The following is a 17,794-nucleotide window of genomic DNA, read 5'->3' on the forward strand; positions in this document are numbered from 1 at the left end:
CCCCATGAAGATGCAGAAGGGGATGGCGAGGAGGACGAAGACGTTGATCCCCCACCAGCGGGGGGTCAGCAGGAACCGGGCGGCCCCGTCGCCTTTCCGGGGGCTCCGCCCCCGAACCCCCGCTCCTCAATCGCCGGAGGGGCTTGATACAGCGGCAAAATCAAGCCCGTCCGGCGTTTGAGGACACGCGGCCGGAGGCCGTGTACCGGGCGGGGCCGGGGCCGCGACCCCGTCACGCGACTACGACGGCGTCCGCGCCGCCGCCAGCAACCGCGCCGTGTCGTCCGCGCACAGCGCCAGCGCCGCGCCCACCGCCGTCAGCACCTCCCGCTCCGCCGGACGGTACGGACCGTCCGCCAGCGCGATCCGCGCACCCTGCAGCAGGATCGACTCCCGGCCGGCCGGGGCCAGATGCGGGGCCAGCGGCTCCAGCGCCTCGTGCAGCTCGATGGCGAGAGCCACCCCGCACGGGTCCGCGTCCGCCGCCAGCGCCTCCACCAGAATCCCCAACTGCTCCTCGCTGCAGTTCTCGAACCCGGCCGCCCGCAGCGCGGACGCCGCCGCTGCCGTCGCCGGACGCGAGGACGATCCACCCGCGGCGAGCACCGCGAGCGCGACCGTGTGCACGGCGTCCCGCAGCATCGTGGAGAACCGCGTCGTCGTGGGGTGGTCCAGGGCGTCCAGGCCGAAGTGGGTCTGGCAGGCCGCGCATTCGACGACCGGACCCGCGCTCCCGCGCGACAGCAGCGGTACTCCGAGGACCGTCAGCCGGCGACGGCCGGTGCGGCGGCGGTAGTTGCGGTCGCCCCCGCAGCCGGCGCAGAAGAACTCGCCGTCGCCGACGGTTTCCCAGGAGGTACGGACTGCCCAGATGATCGACTTCTTGCCACTGTGACCTCGGGCTGGCAGCACGTCGCACCTCCGTAACGCCTCGGCAACATTGCCGCGTTGACGTGATGTTAGCCACATCAATGATGCGGCGTCAGCATCTCGGCAGGAGAAGGCTCGGCCCCGCACTCCGCAACAGGAGGACGGGGCCGGTGAAGTACAAGGTCAGAAGGCGTTCGTACGGTTTCCGCGACGGCGGTGCATCGAATATCCGACCAGGCTTCGACGCGTCACCCGTAGGAGTCTGTGCCGGAGTGGGCGAGGTTCGCACACGACGGTGCCCCACCGCCCCTGGAGAGGGACGGCGGGGCACTCGGAACATGCTCAGCGAGCGGCCCGGTTGACCGCCGAGATGACCGCCTTCAGCGAGGCACGCGTGGTGTTGGCGTCGATGCCGATGCCCCACATGACCTTGCCGTCGATCGCGCACTCGATGTACGAGGCGGCCAGCGACTCCGCACCCTCGCTCATCGTGTGCTCCTGGTAGTCCAGGAGACGCGCGTCCACACCGGTCGCGGACAGCGCCGCGAAGAAGGCGGAGATCGGGCCGTTGCCGGTGCCGGTCAGCACGGTGTCGACACCGTCCACGACCGCCTCGACCGTCAGGGTGTCGCGCCCGTCGGTGTCGGTCGTCGTCTGCCCCGACCGCAGCTGGATGCGACCCCATCGAGCCGCGGCGTTGTCCGGGTTGGGCAGGTACTCGTCGCGGAAGATCGACCAGATCTCCTTCGGCGTGACCTCGCCGCCCTCGGCGTCGGTCTTCATCTGGATGATCTTCGAGAACTCGATCTGCATACGGCGCGGCAGGTCCAGCTTGTGGTCGTTCTTCAGGACGTACGCGATCCCGCCCTTGCCGGACTGCGAGTTGACCCGGATCACGGCCTCGTAGGAACGGCCCACGTCCTTGGGGTCGATCGGCAGGTACGGCACCGCCCACTCCAGGTCGTCGACCGTGACGCCCTTGGCCGACGCGTCCGCCTCCATGGCGTCGAAGCCCTTCTTGATGGCGTCCTGGTGGGAGCCGGAGAAGGACGTGTAGACCAGATCGCCCGCGTAGGGGTGGCGCGGGTGGATCTCCATCTGGTTGCAGTACTCGGCGGTGCGGCGGATGTCGTCGATCTGCGAGAAGTCGATCTGCGGGTCGACGCCCTGCGAGAACAGGTTCATGCCCAGCGTCACCAGGTCGACGTTGCCGGTGCGCTCGCCCTGCCCGAACAGACAGCCCTCGATGCGGTCGGCGCCGGCCATGATGGCCAGCTCGGCGGCGGCGACAGCGGTGCCGCGGTCGTTGTGCGGGTGGACCGACAGGCAGACGTACTGGCGGCGCGAGAGATTGCGCGACATCCACTCGAAGCGGTCCGCGTGGGTCGAGGGCGTCGAACGCTCCACCGTGGCAGGCAGGTTGAGGATGATCTCGCGGCCCTCGCCCGGCTGCCACTCGTCGCACACCGCCTCGCAGACCTCCAGGGCGAAGTCCAGCTCGGTGTCGGTGAAGATCTCCGGCGAGTACTGGTAGCCGAAGGTCGTCTCCGGGCCCAGGATCTTCTCCGCGTACTCCATGACCAGGCGCGTGCCGTCGACCGCGATCTGCTTGATGTCCGCCTTGGAGCCGCGGAAGACGACCCGGCGGAACGTCGGCGCCGTCGCGTTGTACAGGTGGACCGTGGCGCGGTTCGCGCCGCGCAGGGACTCCACGGTGCGCTCGATCAGGTCCTCACGGGCCTGGGTCAGGACGGAGATCGTCACGTCCTCGGGGATCGCACCGGGCTCCTCGATGATGGAGCGTACGAAATTGAAGTCCGTCTCGCCCGAGGCCGGGAAGCCGACCTCGATCTCCTTGTAGCCCATCTTCACCAGCAGGTCGAACATCTCGCGCTTGCGGGCGGGGCTCATGGGGTCGATCAGCGCCTGGTTGCCGTCGCGCAGATCGGTGGACAGCCAGCGGGGGGCGGTGGTGACACGCCGGCCCGGCCAGGTGCGGTCGGCGATCTCGACCTGCTCGTACGGCCGGTACTTGTGGATCGGCATCCCGGACGGCTTCTGCATCTGGGTGGCGTTGGTGATCGGCGTCGGATTCGACATCTGCGTAGGGCTCCTCGTGTCCGTCTTGGGGGACGGCCGACGGTATTGCTGCAACGCAAGGTCCCGCGGGGAGGGGGTCGGCCTACGACTACAGACCCTCGCCGCGGCGACTAAGAAGAAGCAGCCCGAAACGCATGATGTCCGCAGACTAGCCCAGCACCCCCGCGAGCGCCGTACCCGTATCAGTATGCGGGACTGCCGATACGTAACGCCCAAACGGTGATCCTTCACTCCTTTTCATCAATCATGGTCGCAACTAGTGACAGTGGCATGACCCAGTGCCATGTTGCGGAGCATGGAAGCAACACATCCCGTCTTCTGCACCATCGTGCCGCCCCATGCCCTCGACAGGCTCGCCCAGGCCGAGGACCCCACCATCGCGAAGGCCGCGCGCCGCACCCTCATCGCGGACTCCGCCCAGCGCACCAGCCGACGGCTGACCACTGTGCTCGGCGCACCCACCGTCGCCCCGCCCAAGGGCGCCGCCGCCGATGCCGTCCACCGCACGATCTACGACGCCCGCCACACCCAGGACCTGCCCGGGCGCAAGGTCCGCGGCGAGAGCGACAAGCCGGGCAAGGACGCCACGGTCAACCGTGCGTACAACGGCCTCGGCGCCACCTTCGATCTCTATCTGAAGGCGTACGCGCGCAACTCCATCGACGGCGACGGCATGCCGCTGGACGCCACGGTCCACTTCGACCGCCAGTACAACAACGCCTTCTGGGACGGCGAACGGATGGTCTTCGGCGACGGTGACGGTGAGATCTTCCTCGACTTCACCCTCCCGATCGACGTCATCGGCCACGAACTCACCCACGGCGTCACCCAGCACACCGCGAACCTGACCTACTTCGGCCAGCCGGGTGCGCTCAACGAGTCGATGTCGGACGTCTTCGGCTCGCTCATCAAGCAGTACTCGCTCGACCAGGACGCGACCCAGGCCGACTGGCTGATCGGCGCGGGGCTCCTCGCACCGCGCGTCCACGGGGTCGCGCTGCGCTCCATGAAGGAGCCCGGATCGGCGTACGACGACGCCGTCCTCGGCAAGGACCCGCAGCCCGCGACGATGGAGCACTACGTCACCACGGGCCGCGACAACGGCGGCGTCCACATCAACTCGGGCATCCCCAACCACGCCTTCTACATCCTGGCCACAGCGCTCGGCGGCAAGGCCTGGGAGAAGGCCGGGCAGATCTGGTTCGACGTCCTGACCGGCGGCGAGCTGGGCAAGCAGGCCATGTTCGCGGACTTCGCCCGCCTCACGGTCGCGGCCGCGCACACCCGCTTCGGCGACGGCGACGAGCAGCAGTCGGTGCTCAAGGCCTGGTCCCAGGTGGGTGTCCCGACGGGCTCGTAGCGAGTAGACAGGAGCCATGCGTATTCAGGTACGACAGACGGGCGGCTTCGCCGGCATCGACCGCCGAGCGGAGGTCGACACGGCGGGCCGCCCCGACGCGCACGAATGGCAGACCCTGGCCGAACAGGCGCTGGTCGCGGGCCGGGGCGCACCGCCCCCCGGCGTACCGGACGGCTTCCACTACGAGGTCACGGTGGACGCCCGCACGGTCCACTGCGCGGACCCGCACCTCACCGAGGCGCAGCGCGAGCTGATCGCGCGGGTCCTGAAAGAGGGTGCCTGAAAGAGGGTGCCTGAAGATCGGTGTGCTCAGGCACTCCTCCAGGCGGTGCATGCGGTACCGCACGGTGTGGAGGCGTCCGTCACCCGCCCACGCGGGTGCTGACCCGGGTGCCCCGCCGGGCCTCGATCGCGGCGGGCAGCGCCGTGTGCGCCTCGCCCACCCGGATGCCGCTGAGCCGCACGGTTCCGCCGCGGACCTCGATGCGTACGTCCACCGCGCCGTCCTGCGGTGCCAGGGCGACGGTTCCCCACGCCTCCCCGGTCGACCAGAACCAGGTGACCGCCCGGTCAGGGGCCCGAAAGGCCAGCGTCCCTGTCAGTGCCGAGTACCCGAACCCGGTCAGCGCCAGCACCGGGGTCCAGCTCGCCAGCGACCGCGCGTAGTGGTGTCCGCACTCGGCCTCGTCGAACGGGTTCCGCCGCAGGCCGTCGTACCGGTGCCGGATGTCGGCCAGGCACTGCAGGCCCTCCTCGGTCAGCCCCTCGTAGAGCATGTGCGCCGCCGCCGTGTACTCGAACCCGGTCATCGTCTCGGCGAAGTAGGGGAACGGCAGCTGGGGCCTTCCGCCGCGCGGGTAGGTCGCCATCAGCAGCGCCGACTCGTCGTTCAGCGCGTACGTCCGCATGTGGTTGACGTGGTCGTGCATGCCGTCGACGCGGTTGTAGCGGTGCACGCTCACCAGCGCTGACCTGACGTTCTGCGGGGCGGCGAGGTGTCCGAGCCCCGCCACGTGCGCGGTCAGCTGCCCGACGGTCTGGTCGACCAGGCAGCCGGGACCGAGCTGGAGCTCGGGGACCGGCGTTCCCGGCGGGTCGGTCGGCTCGTCGCAGCGGATGCCGTCGGCGACCTTGGCCGGCAGCGGGTCGATCCGGTGCTCGTAGTACTCGCCGTTGAACAGGTGCGTGTCGAGGAACGCGGATCCCCGGTCCGCCAGGGCCGAGCAGCGCGAGGCGAACTCGTCCTCGCCGAGGTGTGCGGCCAGGACGGCCGAGGCGCGCAGGGCCCCGACGTACCAGAACTGCATCTGCGGGTTGGGGCCGTAGTACTCGACGTCCATCGTGTTGTGCTGGCAGCCCTCCATGACGCCGTCGGCGTCGCCGTCCCAGCCGTTCTCGATCCAGCAGAACTCCAGCGCGGCCCGTGCCTTCGGCCACAGCCGCCGCAGCATGCCGTCGTCGCCTGACAGTTGCCAGTCCCTGTGCAGCTGCATCAGGCAGCCGAGCTGCCCGTCGGCGGCGGCCACGCCCCAGTCGGTGGCGTGGTCAAGCGGCAGGTCCACCCGGAAGGACATGTGCCCGTCCGCGCGGGTCGCGTGGGTGAACTCGACGTCGCGCATCGACCGGGAGAGCTCACCGAAGAGGTGCGCCGTGGCGTGCTCGTAGTTCCAGACGTGGGTGCAGGAGCCGTAGCAGCTGCCGCCGTGCTCGTCGAGCCCCTCCCAGCCGAAGAAGTGCCCGTCGGCGGTACGGAAGCAGGTCTGGGTCCGCAGGGTGCTGAGATTGGCGAGGGCCGCCTCCTTGACGGTCTCCGGCAGGTCCGAGGATGCGAACGCCTCGACGAACCCGACGGTCTCCGCCTCCAGTTCGGCCAGCCGGGCGGCGGTGTCCTCCACCACCTGCCAGGCGTCCTGGTAACGGGTGGCGTAGTGGTTGCCGACGATGCCATCGGGACCCTCAGGACGGTGCTTCGGCTGCGGCTGGCGGTGCGGCATCGTGGACCAGGTCCGGCGGTTCGGGAAGTGCCAGCCGAGCAGGAAGGTCACCGACCGCGACCCGCCGGCCGGGACGGTGGTGGCACAGGCCACGGAGCCGGTGGGGGAATCGGACTTCCCGCGCGGGCGTTCGTCGAGTCGGCCGTCGCCGGAGAAGTCGTCCCAGAAGTCGAGCAGGGAGTTGCCCCAGGAATGCTCGGCCCATGCGGTCCGGTGCGTGACGTCGTCGCCGTCCTGGGTGAGGACCGCCACCGCGATCGTGCCGTGCTGCTCGGAGTCCGCCGCGACGCCCTCGGAGGACATCAGCAGGCCGCTGACCCCCGGCGCGACCCGGGGCGAGTTCAGGTTCCGCGAAGGCGCACCGAAGCAGCCGTCGGTGCCGACGAAGTTCGCCAGGCTCAGACAGACCGAGGCCGCCACGTCCTCGGCACCGGGGTTGTCGAGGACGTACCTGAGCACGGCGACCGGAACACTGCTCGCTTCGACGTCACAGGGCACGAAGGGGTTGAACGCCTCGATCCGCACCGTCAGCGGAACGCCGGGATCGCTGAGCGCCACCTGCCCCAGCGGGTAGGCGGCGGCGAAGTCCCCCGACCGGAACCGGGGGAGGCCCGCCAGCGGCCCCGGGTGTCCGTGCGGTCCCTCGAAGGGCGGACGCAGCGCCGACTCCAGTACCCGTGTCACGGCCTCGCCGCCGGGGCGCGAGCACCGCAGCACAGCGAAGGCGTTGTCGGGGACGAAGCCCTTCGCCGCCCGGTTGACGATCTCCCAGTCGCGGAGGTCCCCGCGCCCGCCGAGCGAGACCGTCCCGGTGCCTATCCCGCCGAGCGGCAGGGCGATCTGCCGGGTGTGCTCTCCCGAGTAGCGAGCCAGGACCGGCCAGCCCGAACGGGGGCCAGCGGCTTGGTATCCGACCTTCATGAAGATCTCCAGAGTCGTATTACTAGTGGATTCCTGCTTCATTCCTCCTTTGGCGACCCACAATGATGTGGAGAGGACTTCAAAGGAGAGCAGCATGAACGGGGAGCAGCCAGGGCGGCCGAGCGATGGATCCGGGCGGAAGGCCCAGCCCCAGAGCGCTCGTGAGCTGAAGTTCCGCCGGCTCGCCGGCGAGCTGCGCCGCAACGTCATCGACGGCACCTGGCCGCCGGGCAGCAAACTCCCCACCGAGCAGGCGCTGTCCACCGAGACGGGCCTGTCCATCACCACGGTCCGGCGGGCCTACGAGGAGCTGGTCGACCAGGGTCTCGTGGTCCGCCGCCAGGGCGCGGGCACGTTCGTGGCCGCGGAGGTCGCGCCGAACCCGCAGGGGCAGCGGGTGGTCGGTGTGCTGGTCCCCGACACCGTGCTGTACTACCCCCGCGCCATCCAGGGCATCGAGCAGGCGCTGTCCCAGGCCCACGCCCGGCTGGTGCTCGCCTCCTCGCACTACGAACGCGAGGCCGAGGACGCCGCGATCACGCAACTGCTCGCCTCGGGCGTCCATGGCCTGCTGCTGGTCCCCACCCTGCACGAACTGGCCGATCCGACCGCCAGGGCCGCTCATCTGCTGTCGCTCCCGGTGCCGGTGGTGCTGGTCGAGCGCCGGTTCGCGGCAGCCGGTCCCGCGGATGCCACCGAGCATGTGTGCACCGACCACGAGGGCGGCGCCTACGACGCGGTGCGTCATCTGCGGGATCTCGGCCATGTGCGGATCGGCCTGGTACTGCGCACGGACGGTCCCCCCGCCGCGCCGATCACCTCCGGCTTCGAGCGGGCCCTGGCCGACTTCGCGCTGCCGTGGATCCCCCGCCAGCAGGACCGGCGGGACGCCTGGGACGCCGAGCGGGCCGACCTCGCGGTGGCGGGGCTCAGGGCGGAGGGCGTCACCGCGGTGCTGTGCTTCGGCGACCGGGAGGCGTCCCTCCTGCTGGGGGCCGCGCGGCGGTCCGGGGTGACCGTGCCGGACGACCTGGCGATCATCGCGTACGACAACGAGTACGCGGATGTGGCGGAGGTTCCGCTCACCGCCGTCTCCCCGCCGAAGTTCCGGCTGGGGCAGCTGGCGGCGCAGGTGCTGCTGCAGCGCATGGAACACGGTGCGGGCTTCCCCATCCACCAGATCCATCTGCGGCCGCGTCTGATCGTGCGGGCCTCGTGCGGCGGTGCACGGAGCGGTGCCGGCCGCTGAGGTCCTGTGGCAGCCCATGAGGTGACGGATGATCGGCAACTCAGGCGATCCGGTGCAGGTCCTCGGCCGTGACCTGCCCGAGCAGTGGCTCCTGGTGGGCGAAACGTTCCACCTCGGTGACCGCGAACTCGCCGAGCAGGCGGATCTCGGTCCCCATGGCCCCGGCCAGATGCGGGGTGAGGAGCACATTGCCCATGCCGAGCAGCGGGTGGCCGGCGGGCAGGGGTTCGGGTTCGGTGACGTCCAGGACGGCGTCGATCCGGCCGTCGGCGCAGTGCCGGGTCAGCGCGGCGGTGTCGATGAGGGCGCCCCGGGCGGTGTTGACGATCACGGCTCCGTCGCGCAGCAGCGACAGCCTGCGGTCGTCGAGCAGCCCGCGGGTCTCCGGCAGCAGCGGCGCGTGCAGCGAGACGACGTCGCTCTCCCGCAGCAGGGTGTCGAGTTCGACGAGTTCGGCTCCGAGTCCGGCGGCGTCGTCCGGGTGGAGGAAGGGATCGCTGACCAGCAGCCGGTAGCCGCGTCCCGCCAGCGCACCGAGTACCAGCCGCCCGATCCGTGACGCCCCCACGATGCCCACGGTGCGCCCGTGGTTGCCGATGTCGGGATCGGTGGTCGGGTCCTGGTGGTCACCGTTCCGGTAGGCGTGGGCGAGGCGGAAGGCCCGCTTTCCGGCGAGCTGGATGGCGCTCACGGTGAAGTGCGCGACGGGGGCCGCGTTGGCCTCGGCCGCCGAGGAGACCAGGATGCCGCGGTCCCAGACCTCGGGAGCGAGGAAGCCCTTGACCGAGCCGGCCGCGTGGACCACCGCTGACAGCCGTGGTGCGTCGGCGAGGACGGCGGCGTCCAGGCGCGGGCAGCCCCAGCCCGACAGCAGCACGTCGGTGCGGGCCAGCGCCTTGCGGCCCTCCGGGCTGCTGAAGTCGCTCACGACGAGGTCGCTGAGGTCCGTGGTGGCGCGGAGCCGTTCGAGGTGCTCAGGTGAGAGCGCGAGTGCGGCGACCTCCGGGCTCATGGCGATCAGTGCCGTCATGCGAGGGGACAAGAGAAGCAGCCTTTCGAGGGCAGGCAGAAGCCAGGCACACGGCTGTGCCTGATGATCGGTCGGGTGTGGTGCTACTTGCCGGAGCCCAGGGTCATGCCCTCGATGATCCGGCGGCCGAGCCAGATGTAGAGCACCACGATCGGCAGCACGACGATGGCGATGCCGGCGAACATGCCGCCCCAGTCGGCCCCGCTGTACTGCATCTGCTGGAGGAAGCCCAGCATCGCCAGCGGCAGGGTCTGCAGGCTCTGGCTCTGGATGAAGACCAGGGCGAAGAAGGTCTCGCCCCAGTGCCCGATGACGTTCAGCAGCAGCAGGGTGACGAGCCCGCTGCGTGCCAGCGGCAGCATGATCCGCCAGAAGGTGTACCAGGGGGTGGCGCCGTCGAGCGCGGCGGCCTCCTCGAGTTCCGCGGGAAGTGAGCGGAAGAACCCGGTGAGGAAGAAGACCGCGAACGGCATGGACGTCGCGGTGTAGAGCAGCCCGAGTCCCCACAGGCTGTCGACCAGGCCGAGCGAGTTCATCACCGCGTACAGCGGCAGGAAGATGGCCTGGGCCGGGATGCCGAGGCCGATGGCGAACAGCGACGTCATGCCCTCGGCGCTGCGGGCTCCCAGCCGGCTGAGCGCGTACCCGGCCGGTGCGGCCACCGCGATGGTGGCGGCTGCCGTGCCGGCCACCAGGACCGCCGAGTTGAGTGCCGCTGGGCCGAAGTTCCCGGCGGACCAGGCCCGGGCGAAGTTGTCCCATTGAATGGCGTGGGGCAGCGACCAGGGGGTCGCGATCAGGTCACGGGTGGTCTTGGTCGAGGACAGCAGCAGCCAGGCCAGCACGGCCACGTTGAAGGCGACGAAGAGCCAGACCAGCGGCGCCCCGAGGAAGCGCTGGAACGGGCCGGTTCGCTGGGTACGGTGCCGCCGCAGCCCGCGGATGGCATTGATGGTGCTCAACGGTCGGTCCTCTCAGAATTCGATGGTGTCGCGGCGCATGACGCGGCGGATCAGGAACACCAGGACGGCCACCAGGACGAGCGTGACGATGGAGTCGGCCGCGGCCAGGCCGTACTGGGGCACGCCGCTGGAGGCGAAGGCACTGGCGTAGGCGTAGAGGGAGACGGTCCACACCTCGGGCGTGGGCAGGCCGCTGGAGGATCCGGCCATGGCCAGGACGAACTCGAAGGTCTTGATCGCGTTGATGGTCCACAGCACCGCGCAGATGCCGATGACGTCCCAGGACAGCGGGAGCGTCACATGGCGGAAGCGCTGCCAGGCGTTGGCGCCCGCGAGTGCGCAGTCCTCGTACAGGTAGGGCGGGATGCGGTCCACCGCCGCCATGATGATCGTGGTGTAGAAGCCGGTGCTGGTCCAGACGACACCGAGCAGGATCATCGAGTAGAGGTGGTTCTGGGCCAGCCAGGCCGGCGGGTGGTGCACCCCGATCAGGCCGAGGATCTTGTTGACCAGTCCGTCGGCCTGGAACAGGAAGCCCCACAGGATGGAGAGCACCAGCGCAGGAACGATGTTGGGGAAGAAGATGATGGAGCGGGCCGTGGACCGGCCGACCATGTCGCGCAGCAGCATGGTCAGGCCGAAGCTGAGGGCGAAGGTCGCCGCACCGGCGCCGAACAGCAGGACCAGGGTGTTCCGGAAGGAGTGGAGGAACACCGGATCGTGCAGCAGGTAGGTGTAGTTGCGCGTCCCCTCCCACTGCATCGGCCCGCTGCCGGGCCACTTGTGCAGACTGATCCAGAAGGTGCCCGCAAGCGGCACGATCAGGAAGGCCAGGTAGAGCACGAACGCGGGCGCGACGAAGGGGATGTACAGCCGCCGCTGCCGGGCCCGGAACGGGTTGCCGTCACGGCCGCCCCGCGGCGCCGCGGCGTTGTGGCCGCGGGCGCCGGCGGGGGACTCCGAGGGGGAGCCGACAGCAGGGTCGGCGGTGGAGGCCGCGACGGTGGAGGCGGTCACAGGGCGTGCTTCCAGTAGTCGACGCTCTGCGACTTGAGCTTCGCGATGAAGGCCGTGGCGGTGAGGTTGCCGGTGATCAGCTTGTCGTCCAGCGGCTCGAAGACCTTGGTCCACCAGTCCGCGTAGTCCTGGTTCACCGCGTCGTCGGTCTGGTACGTACCGTTGGTCTTCATCGAGGCGACGGCGCCGGCGACGGCGTCGGACGGGGTGGTGTCGGACCTGGCCGAGATGGTGCTGGTCGAGTCGGCGAAGGACTGCATCTGCGCCTTGCCGTAGAGGAAGGCGATCAGCTTCTCGGCGGCGGTCCTGTGTGCCGCCTTGGTGGGGATCACCCAGCCGTAGGCGGTGGACGGCACCGGGGAGGCCGTGGTCCCGTTGCCGGGGATCGGGAAGCTGGCGTACTTGAATCCGGCGGCGGCGTAGGTCTTGACCTCGCCCGGCAGCCAGGAGCCCATGATGACGAAGTCGGCCTTGTTGTTCGCCCACTTCTGCTGGATCGCGGGGAACTTGCTGGCCTTGTAGCCGCTGACGAAGTACCCGCCCGAGGCGAGCTTCTGGATCTGCTGGGCGGCCTTCAGGTATCCGGGCTGGTCCCAGGTCGCGCCGGTCTTGTCGCCGGCCGCCTTGTGGAAGGAGTTCACCCCGAGCTGGCTGACCACCATGCTGGTGTACCAGTAGGCGTTGTAGTCGGGGATGTCCGCGTCGAGGGCGAGCGGCGCGTGTCCTGCGGCCTTCTGGGTGTCGAGCAGCTTCTGCAGGTCGTCCCAGGTCTTCGGGGGACTGGCCGCCAGGGTGGGGAACTTGGCGGCGTTGTACCAGAATCCGGTCGCGACGACGTTGTAGGGCAGCACGACGAGCTTCTTGTTCACCTCGCCGAGCGAGCGGTACGAATCCGGGAGGACGTCGCCGATGGTCTTGTTCTCCCCGGGTATCTGGGTGGAGAGCACGTCGGTGAGGTCGCTCGCCGTGCCGGCCGGCACCATCAGCGACTTGACCGGGGCGAGGTTGCGGTCGAACAGGTCGGCGGCCGGCTTCCTGTTGAGGGTGGGCTGAAGCTTGGTCAGGACGTCGCGTCCCTGCCACTGCACATGGACCTTGATCCCGGTCTGCTTGGTGAACGCCCCGATCGAGGCCTTGAGCGCGACCTGGGCCGGCTCCCCCTCCTTGTACATCGACCAGTAGGTGAGCTCCTTCCCGCCGTCGCTGCCGGCGGAGGTCGAGCTCTTGCCGCAGGCGGCGCTCGTCATGGCCAGTGCGCCGGCGATACACGCGGTGACGACGACACGAATGTGCCGGTTTCTCTTCATGGTCGGATTCCTTCCGGTGCCGGGTGGGTTGAACGGAAGGTTTACACAGCGGATACCAACGTATTCAAGAAGGAATTGGCAACGAACAGGCCGGCGGGCCAGATGAATTCGAAGTTTTCGAGTTGAATGTCCGGTTAGTTGCCAGGCGTTACCGCTGCGAGGAGTCGGCCCGCGCCGGAAGTACTCCTTGATTCCTTCTCTCCTGGATGAGTTGAGTGCGGCATCAATCGGAGACGCCGGTCTCCGGATTGCCACCTTCCGCGCGGAAAGGTCACCGATGAACCGAGGAGCTCTCGCCGTCGCTGCCGTGAGCACGGCCCTGATGTTCAGCCTGCTCGGCCCCGTCCTCCCGTCGGCGTATGCCGCGACCTCCCTGTTCAATCTGACCTTCGACAACGGCTCGCTCGGCGGCTTCGGCACCTCGGCCACCGCCCCCGACTCCATCGCCATCGCCGCCAACCCGGACGGGTCGGGGCAGGGGCTCCAGTTCACCTCCGCCTCCGCGGCCACCGACTCCTTCTACCGCTACGGAAGCTGGACCGGCACCCTCACGCTCAGAGCCCGGGTGTACTTCACCGACACCGCGCACACCCGCTATGTCTTCGAGCTCAGCGGCCCGGGAGCCAGCGGGACGCTCTACCAGAACCTGTTGGGCTTCACGAAGACGGGCGGACTGACCGTCGGCGGGGTCGCCAGTTCGGCCACCTATGCCGCGGGCCGCTGGTACGACGTGGAGGCCGTGGTGAACAACACCACCGGGACGTTCAACGCCTGGCTGGACGGCACCCAACTGGCCTCAGGACAGCCGATCACCCCGTCTTCGGCATGGACCCAGACCGGCAGTGTCCGAGTCCTCCAGGTCGGGACCGCCGGCACGACCGGCACCATGTACCTGGACGACCTCACCGGGACCCAGGACACCTCCCGCGACCTCGGCGAGGACGTCGACGGCTGGCAGGCCAGGGCCTTCACCACCGTCGCGCCGGCCTTCGCCCAGGACACCGCCGTCACCGTCGGCGGAGCCCCCACCCTCCGGATCCAGGCCGCCAGCGGCAGCCAGGGCTCACTGTGGAAGGACTTCCCCGCCACCCCGGGAACCGACTACGCGGCCCGCAGTTCGGTGAAGATCTCAGGCAGCGGCAGCGGAACCAAGGCCACCGTCACCGTCACGCCGCTGCACAACGGGCTGCCGATCCAGCAGAACGGCGCGGACCTCGTCCACACCTCAGCTGCCTTCACCTCCAGCCCCGGCTTCGCCGCCGCGGCCGCCTACCTTCGGGCGCCGGCCGGTACCGACGCACTGCGCGTCCAGCTCACCTACTCAGGACCGGGGACGGCCTGGTTCTCCCCCGGCACGGTCGAGCAGGGTCTCACCGTCACCGACACGATCGGCCGGTACTCCAGCGCCGCGGTGCAACACCCGCTCAAGAACCCGCAGAACATGTTCGGCGCATCGGCCTGGAGCACGGTGGCCGACCAGTCCGACGCCGCCAAGCTGCAGACGGTGGCGCCACTGCTGGCGATGTCCGACGACGACCTGACCGCGGCGGCCCGCACCGCGGCGGCCACCAGGACCGACCTGACCGTCCACCCCGTCCTGGAGGCCGACGCCCGGCTGCTGGCCGACCTCTACGCGAGCAACCACGACGAGAGCTACGCCCGCGCCGCCATCCTGATCATGCGTCAGTTCGCCGGGGCCTACTCGGCAGTCCCGTATGTGTACAGCGGGTTCTCCGGCCCCTCCATCACCGTCCCGATCGACGACGTGTACGCGTACGACGTCCTCTACAGCTCCGGCCAGTGGGCCGCGCTGGCCTCCGAGACGGGGACCGACGTCAGGGCGGAGGTCGAGGGCTGGTTCCGGCAGGCCGTGATCGACGAGTACAACCTCTACCACGACGACTGGACCAACCTGCAGCCGTACGGGATCAGGAACGTCTTCGGCGTCGCCGGCGTGCTCAACGACCCGGATCTGATCCGGCTGTTCCTGCCCGTCCTCGACCATGTGTTCAGCGCCGAGTCCTTCTACGCGGACGGCCTGTGGCAGGAGGCCACCGTCTCGTACCACGATCAGGTCACCAGCCTCGCCAAGGGCGCCTTCCAGATGCTCAAGGACAACTTCGTCGATCCGGCCGGCTACACCGACAGCACCTTCGGGCTCAGCCTCGACCACTCCGACCTGGGCGCCCTGCGCTACCCGGAGATCGCCCAGGGCGACAAGGTCGACTCCGCGATGCATCTGCCGAACGGCCAGCTGGTCCCGCTCAACGACACCTGGGTGGGGACCAACAACCTCTCCGCCTATACCGCCGACAGCCCGATCCTGGCCGCGAACCTGCACAACATCGAGCTGTACGGCTACGGCCACTACGCCCTGACGCAGGGGGACACCACCGACGCCACCCAGATCCACCTCAACGCCCCGCAGACCGAGCAGGGCCCGCCCTACGGCGGAGGCCACCAGCATGCGACCGACCTGGAGATGATGCTCTGGGGGTCCGGCATCGAAGCCCTGCCCTCGGTCGGCTACGCCCACACCGTCGCCGACTACCGGTACTTCCAGATGGACGCCGTCGCCCACAACGTCCCCTGGGTGTGGTCCAAGGACAACACGAACTACGCCGACCAGCTGGGTCTGTCCACCGGGGCGTCGATCCTCGGCTACGACCCCGGCACCGCGTCCGGCGGCCGGGTGAAGTTCGTCGAGGCCAGCGACCCGGGGCCGACCGGGAACGGCGTCACCATCAAGCGCCGCCTGGTGATGCTGGTGCAACTCGCCGGCAACCGCTCCTACGCGGTCGACCTCAGCACGCTCAAGGGCGGCCAGGCGCACCAGGACTTCCTCCGCGCGTCGGAGCAGGAGGACAACACCCTCACCACCTCGGTCCCGCTGACCGCGCACACCGGCACCGTCCAGGACTACCTGACGTCCACCGGCAACACGGTCGGACTGCCCGACTTCCGCACCATGATGCAGGACCCGCAGACCGCCGACGGCAGCACGGACATGAACTTCACCTGGACCGGGCAGCAGAGCGGCAGCTCGGTGCGCACCTACCTCAACGGCCAGTCCGGCGACCAGCTGATCTTCTCCAAGATCCCGACCAACCGCCGCACCCTCCAGGACCCGGCCCAGAAGGACGCCTACCCCGGCTGGCACTTCCAGCGGCTGCGCCCGGTCGACCCGAGCCAGACCACGCTGGACGGCGCCGTCTACGAGACCTGGCGCAAGGACCAGCAGCCGCTGGTGCAAGGGGTGCAGTGGCTGCCGGCACCCGACGGCGACCCGCAGACCACCACCGCGGTCGTCGACGGCGGAACCTTCACCGACCTGGTCTACCTCAGCGACGACAACACACCGCGCACCGTGGACGGCGTCACCTTCAGCGGCCATGTGGCCATGGCGCGTATCGACAAGGCGACGGGCAAGGTCAGTTGGGCGTACGCCTACGGAGGGGGCAGCGTGCAGGCGCCCGGCTACCACACCGCCGCTCCCGCCGACCTCACCGTGCACGCCGTCAGCACCACCAGCGCCTTCAGCGGGATTCTGGGGCCGGTCACCAGCTCGCCGAACTCCATCACGGTCGACACGGACCTGCCGCAGGACGGCTCGCTCGACGGGACCTGGCTGCGGGTCACCCTGAGCGACGGCTCAGGCTGGGCGATGCGGGTCGAAGGCATTCACGGTCGGACGATCGAGGTCCAGGACTGGGTGCCGTTCACGGTCACCCCGGCGGGGGCCCTCCGCGACTTCTACCCCTCGCGGGGCACCGTCGTCCCGGGGCAGATCACCGTCACCCTGAGCCGCTCGGTCTACGCCGCAGCCGAGCAGCAGCGCGGAAAGGGAAGATGATGCCCGCATGACCGGTGTCACCGGCCGGCCTGGACCGTCGAGCAGTGGCGGCGGCCCACAGCAGCTTCAGGCGGAAGTACTTCGCGCGCAGGCGCGGCAGGATCACGGTCGCTGCCCTGTCGGGTGCGAACCTGATAGGACTCCGGCCCACTGGGCGTCGGTCAGGTAAGTGGGGTATCGGCGCTCACGTGGTCGGCGGCGTTGCCGAACCAGTGCGCGAGCTGATCGCCCGGGTCCTAAAAGAGGGTGCCTGAGCTGCGGAAATCGGCTTGACTGCACGGCATGACCACCTTTGACGCCCTTGAGCAGTACTACGACGGTGTGCCCCGGCCCGGTGCCAGGACCGAGGACTTCGGCCCGCTGACCCTTTTCGTACGGGAAGGAGCGGGCTGGCCGTTCTACGCGCGCCCGACGCGCGGCTGGTCAGGGCCCGCGGCGACCGCGGAGGACGTGGACCGGGTCAGGGCGCGCCAGCGCGAACTCGGCGTGCCCGAGGCCTTCGAATGGGTGGCGGAGACGACTCCGGCGCTGCGTACGGCGGTCGAGGCGTCCGGGATACGGGTCCACGACCACCCCCTGATGGTCCTTGACCCCGGGGCGCCCGCCCCTGCGCCGCACCCGTCGGTCCGTGTCCTCGCCGCCGACGACCCCCTCCTCTCAGCCGCGCTGGCCGTCCCGCACGTGGCCTTCGCGGCCCCCGGCACGGCGGTGGGCGAGGCAGGCCCCGCGGAACTGGCCAAGGAGATCGAGGCCCGCCTGGGCGACGGCCACGCGGAGAGCGTCGCGGCCCGCATCCTCGCGGGCCGCACGGTGCTCGCGGGGGCGGTGGCGGAGGGCACGGTGCTCTGCTCGGGCCTGCACAACCCGCTGGACGGGGTCACGGAGGTCGCGGCGGTCGGCACGCTTCCGTCGGCGCGGCGGAGGGGGCTTGGACTGGCGGTCACGGCGGCGCTGGTCGCGGATGCGCGGGGGCGGGGCGTGGAGACGGTGTTCCTGTCGGCGGACAACGAGGATGTCGCACGGCTGTACGCACGGCTGGGCTTCCGCCGGACGGCCACAGCGCTGATCGCCGAGGCGGAGTAGCGGCTGGCCGGGGTCGCCGCTGCGCGGAGCCACGCCCCAGTCCCGCCC

At 69.8% G+C, this 17,794-nt stretch carries 12 protein-coding genes; 5 read left to right on the forward strand and 7 right to left on the reverse strand.

Going from position 1 to position 17,794, the window contains the following annotated elements; all coding sequences use genetic code 11:
- Window positions 1-240: 240 nt before the first annotated feature.
- Together J0695_RS00810 and leuA are read right to left on the reverse strand one after the other, a co-directional pair.
- Entirely contained in the window at window positions 241-912 is a 672-nt protein-coding gene (locus J0695_RS00810; protein WP_206959063.1) for a TerB family tellurite resistance protein, read from the reverse strand.
- 300 nt (window positions 913-1,212) lie between these two features.
- A complete protein-coding gene (gene leuA, locus J0695_RS00815; protein WP_206959065.1) occupies window positions 1,213-2,970 on the reverse strand; it encodes a 2-isopropylmalate synthase in 1,758 nt (585 codons plus the stop codon).
- Window positions 2,971-3,265: 295 nt separating this feature from the next.
- Between leuA and J0695_RS00820 the strand changes: the two genes are divergently transcribed.
- Together J0695_RS00820 and J0695_RS00825 are read left to right on the forward strand one after the other, a co-directional pair.
- Window positions 3,266-4,330, forward strand: a complete 1,065-nt coding sequence (locus J0695_RS00820) for a M4 family metallopeptidase (protein ID WP_206959066.1) — start codon at window positions 3,266-3,268, stop codon at window positions 4,328-4,330.
- A gap of 16 nt (window positions 4,331-4,346) precedes the next feature.
- Window positions 4,347-4,613 carry a protealysin inhibitor emfourin gene (locus J0695_RS00825; protein ID WP_206959068.1) on the forward strand — a complete coding sequence of 89 codons (267 nt, stop codon included), beginning with the start codon at window positions 4,347-4,349 and terminating at the stop codon, window positions 4,611-4,613.
- Between the two features lie 79 nt (window positions 4,614-4,692).
- Here J0695_RS00825 and J0695_RS00830 read toward each other — a convergent pair whose 3' ends face one another.
- Complete coding sequence (locus tag J0695_RS00830) at window positions 4,693-7,287, reverse strand: GH116 family glycosyl-hydrolase (protein WP_206959069.1); 2,595 nt, start codon at window positions 7,285-7,287, stop codon at window positions 4,693-4,695.
- A gap of 52 nt (window positions 7,288-7,339) precedes the next feature.
- Between J0695_RS00830 and J0695_RS00835 the strand changes: the two genes are divergently transcribed.
- A complete protein-coding gene (locus J0695_RS00835) occupies window positions 7,340-8,494 on the forward strand; it encodes a GntR family transcriptional regulator (RefSeq protein WP_206959070.1) in 1,155 nt (384 codons plus the stop codon).
- A 40-nt stretch (window positions 8,495-8,534) separates the two neighbouring features.
- Here the strand turns inward: J0695_RS00835 and J0695_RS00840 are convergent, their stop codons facing one another.
- The 4 genes from J0695_RS00840 to J0695_RS00855 all read right to left on the reverse strand — a co-directional run bounded on the left by J0695_RS00840 (window position 8,535) and on the right by J0695_RS00855 (window position 12,810).
- A complete protein-coding gene (locus J0695_RS00840; RefSeq protein WP_242552044.1) occupies window positions 8,535-9,524 on the reverse strand; it encodes a hydroxyacid dehydrogenase in 990 nt (329 codons plus the stop codon).
- A gap of 83 nt (window positions 9,525-9,607) precedes the next feature.
- Window positions 9,608-10,486, reverse strand: coding sequence for a carbohydrate ABC transporter permease (locus J0695_RS00845; RefSeq protein ID WP_206959071.1), 879 nt, complete (start codon window positions 10,484-10,486; stop codon window positions 9,608-9,610).
- A 12-nt stretch (window positions 10,487-10,498) separates the two neighbouring features.
- Entirely contained in the window at window positions 10,499-11,503 is a 1,005-nt protein-coding gene (locus tag J0695_RS45350) for a carbohydrate ABC transporter permease (RefSeq protein ID WP_206959072.1), read from the reverse strand.
- Window positions 11,500-12,810, reverse strand: coding sequence for an ABC transporter substrate-binding protein (locus J0695_RS00855; RefSeq protein ID WP_206959077.1), 1,311 nt, complete (start codon window positions 12,808-12,810; stop codon window positions 11,500-11,502). Before J0695_RS00855 ends, J0695_RS45350 begins: the two co-directional genes overlap by 4 nt.
- 277 nt (window positions 12,811-13,087) lie before the next feature.
- On the opposite strand from J0695_RS00855, the gene J0695_RS00860 reads away from it, so the two are divergent.
- Together J0695_RS00860 and J0695_RS00865 are read left to right on the forward strand one after the other, a co-directional pair.
- Window positions 13,088-16,663 carry a hypothetical protein gene (locus J0695_RS00860; protein WP_206959079.1) on the forward strand — a complete coding sequence of 1,192 codons (3,576 nt, stop codon included), beginning with the start codon at window positions 13,088-13,090 and terminating at the stop codon, window positions 16,661-16,663.
- A gap of 282 nt (window positions 16,664-16,945) precedes the next feature.
- Entirely contained in the window at window positions 16,946-17,746 is an 801-nt protein-coding gene (locus tag J0695_RS00865; RefSeq protein ID WP_206959080.1) for a GNAT family N-acetyltransferase, read from the forward strand.
- Window positions 17,747-17,794: the final 48 nt, after the last annotated feature.

Source organism: Streptomyces beijiangensis (genome assembly GCF_017315755.1).
Lineage (GTDB): Bacteria > Actinomycetota > Actinomycetes > Streptomycetales > Streptomycetaceae > Streptomyces > Streptomyces beijiangensis.

Excerpts from the sequence above, each read along its gene's own strand:
- leuA (WP_206959065.1), bottom strand. The coding sequence starts at position 2,970 with ATGTCGAATCCGACGCCGATCACCAACGCCACCCAGATGCAGAAGCCG.
- J0695_RS00820 (WP_206959066.1), top strand. The coding sequence starts at position 3,266 with ATGGAAGCAACACATCCCGTCTTCTGCACCATCGTGCCGCCCCATGCC.
- J0695_RS00825 (WP_206959068.1), top strand. The coding sequence starts at position 4,347 with ATGCGTATTCAGGTACGACAGACGGGCGGCTTCGCCGGCATCGACCGC.
- J0695_RS00830 (WP_206959069.1), bottom strand. The coding sequence starts at position 7,287 with ATGAAGCAGGAATCCACTAGTAATACGACTCTGGAGATCTTCATGAAG.
- J0695_RS00835 (WP_206959070.1), top strand. The coding sequence starts at position 7,340 with ATGAACGGGGAGCAGCCAGGGCGGCCGAGCGATGGATCCGGGCGGAAG.
- J0695_RS00840 (WP_242552044.1), bottom strand. The coding sequence starts at position 9,524 with ATGACGGCACTGATCGCCATGAGCCCGGAGGTCGCCGCACTCGCGCTC.
- J0695_RS00855 (WP_206959077.1), bottom strand. The coding sequence starts at position 12,810 with ATGAAGAGAAACCGGCACATTCGTGTCGTCGTCACCGCGTGTATCGCC.
- J0695_RS00860 (WP_206959079.1), top strand. The coding sequence starts at position 13,088 with ATGAACCGAGGAGCTCTCGCCGTCGCTGCCGTGAGCACGGCCCTGATG.
- J0695_RS00865 (WP_206959080.1), top strand. The coding sequence starts at position 16,946 with ATGACCACCTTTGACGCCCTTGAGCAGTACTACGACGGTGTGCCCCGG.